This is a genomic window from Rothia sp. ND6WE1A (assembly GCF_001683935.1).
Classification (GTDB): Bacteria; Actinomycetota; Actinomycetes; order Actinomycetales; family Micrococcaceae; genus Rothia; species Rothia amarae.
Genome location: NZ_LXTU01000063.1, coordinates 1 through 2,402, shown reverse-complemented (window position 1 = coordinate 2,402; position 2,402 = coordinate 1). Strand labels below are relative to the sequence as shown.

The window sequence follows — 2,402 nt, the reverse complement described above, 5'->3', positions numbered from 1 at the left end:
ACTGTTCTAGCGGCCTGAGGGCTTTCTCAAGTGCTTTTTCAACGGTGTTGAGGGTCCGTGAGATGGTGGGCTGGGAGGTGTTGAAGATTTCTGCGAGGAGTTCTTCGGTGAGGTTGTGTCGGTGGTAGAAAAGGGTGACTTTAAGACCCTGGGCCAGGGTTAGTGCTGGTGGTCTTCCGCCTGGTTTTGCCCAGGTGATATGAGAGGTGAGGGCTGTCAGTAGCGTGGTGAATTGCTGAGGTGTGAGCCCTGTTGTACGCTGGTGGAGCAACGGTTCTTCCGGTATGGCTTGAGGTTATTTGTAGTGATTTAATCCTCTTATTTTTGCCGCTGGTGGGGCCGTTGTCTAGTTGGTGGGGTGTGGGTGTGTTCCTACTTTTGAATAAGCCTCTATGACTCTTGACGATATTCTTTACACCACACTCGTTAAATTCAGTAACGGTGCTCAAAAATAAGTATTCTAAAAATAGCTGAGAACTTTCCGCTTTCAGCCTCATACACTTCCCCCTCTAATTTCATATGAAGGTAAAGATGACTTTCGCACTCCCCCGTGTGCCCAAATCGCGCGCCCCCAAAAAATCTGCCAAAACCCTCGCAGCTCTCGCACTCATCGCAGGTTCGGCATTCTCAGCAACCATCTCTGCAACACCCGCCGAAGCATATACAACAACCGGGCAGTTTCGCCCTTACGGAAACTCCCAGTACCACGTGTACGCCAACGGAATTGACTGGTCCCAGCCCGTCGGCGTCGTCTTCTACCTGGACGGCGACTACTGGGAAAAATGGCAATCAAAAGTACACAACCCCAGCGATCCAGCGCTAACGGGTATGGCTAAAGTCGCCAACGAACGAAACATGCTTTTCGTTCCCGTTATTTCCCCTGACCAAAATCCATCCGGCGACGGCATTACCTGGTGGGAAAATCAGTATTCAAACGGTAACTATTTCCGTTCATTTGCTAACTGGTTTATTAGCAATACTGCCGTTGATCGTTCGAAAGTATGGACGCTCGGTTACTCGGGAGGCGCCGAAATTGAAACCTTTGAACTTAATGCGCGCAATCAAGAATCGTGGCGCACGGGAGGCGGTTCCATCATGGTGGGCGGCGGAAATTCAAATGGTATTCTCACCGCTCCTTCAAGCAACTTTAAGGGCATGCCTATGGACTGGTACGTAGGTTACGGTGATGGTGCAGGAGTCACCTGGCCGACGAATTGGTCAGCCTGGGGTGCAGCACATGCCGGTAACTCGGTATACCGCAATAGCGGTTTCTACAACACCAACATGAACCATACAGCCGGTGACCACTACGCCTACGACTTCCCCTGGATTCTGGAAAAATCACTCAACGAGGCAGGCGTTCAAAAGCGCTCGTCCTTCAGATTAGTGGGAGCAATCGGCAATTACTATTACGGTCATGCCTCTACTCTTGGCGCCCCCACCACGAATGAATTCAGCACCGTGGACGGCGGCGCGGCGCAGAATTTCCGTAACAACACGACCGTCTACTGGACTGAGGCAACCGGTGCCCATGCAGTGAACTATAGCGGCGGCATAGGCGCAGCTTACCGCGCGGGCGGTTATGAAAACGGTTTTGGCTACCCCATGTTTGACGAGACCGCAATTCCAGGCGGAGCTATGCAGAAGTTCAAGAATGTATCCACCGGGAGAGTTACTGCATTCTATTGGGCGCCCAATACCGGCACATATAAAGTATGGGAGCCAGGCGCTATCGGTGGCCGCTTTACTCGCGAAGGTGGAACCGGAAAATATGGGTTCCCCGTAGCAAATGAGTCCGCCATGCCAGAAGGCGGCGCCACTCAAACGTTCCGCCGATCAGATGGTTCAGAAACAGCTTTCTACTGGTCGGCTCAGACCGGAACCCATACACTCGTGGGTAAGGGCGGCATTAATAACGCTTATAAGAACTGGGGTTCCGTCGAAAAGTTTGGCTACCCCGTAACAGATGAAACTGTGCAGAAGGACGGCACCGTCACCGTCAAATTCAGCAAAGGCAAGACCCTCTCGTGGTCCCCCATCACCGGTAAAGTTTCCGAACTTTCCTAGTTAAAATAAAAAGCCCCTGGCTCCCGCAACATGCGTGAACTGCTCCCCATTAGTTGGACTGAGAAATCAGTTTCTAACTAGTGGGGAGTATTTTTTTGAGAGCACGAAGTTCTTTGAGTGAATCTCAGCGCGAGCAGCTCGTTGATTTGTTTGAGCAAGGGCTGGGCTATGCGGCAGCGGCTCATCGGTTAGGAGTTGGCCTCTATTCTGTAAAGAGATTTGAGCGTCGTTTCAAGCTGCATGGCAGACTATGTCTTGTGGAGAGACCAACTAAGCAGCACTTTTCCTTCGAGGTGAAGAAGGAAGTCGTCGATCGGTTCATTGCCGGCCAGTCC

General features: G+C 51.7%; 3 protein-coding genes. 2 read left to right on the top strand and 1 reads right to left on the bottom strand.

Features of this window, described 5'->3' with window-relative positions; genetic code table 11:
• The coding region (locus A7E48_RS09110; protein WP_141669437.1) for a transposase family protein at positions 1-271 on the bottom strand (271 nt) is incomplete at its 3' end.
• Positions 272-531: 260 nt separating this feature from the next.
• Here A7E48_RS09110 and A7E48_RS09105 point away from each other — a divergent pair.
• Both A7E48_RS09105 and A7E48_RS11625 read left to right on the top strand, forming a co-directional pair.
• Complete coding sequence (locus A7E48_RS09105; protein ID WP_068172560.1) at positions 532-2,067, top strand: hypothetical protein; 1,536 nt, start codon at positions 532-534, stop codon at positions 2,065-2,067.
• Between the two features lie 113 nt (positions 2,068-2,180).
• Positions 2,181-2,402 (top strand): hypothetical protein (locus tag A7E48_RS11625; RefSeq protein WP_369796778.1); only part of this gene is annotated, 222 nt, incomplete at its 3' end.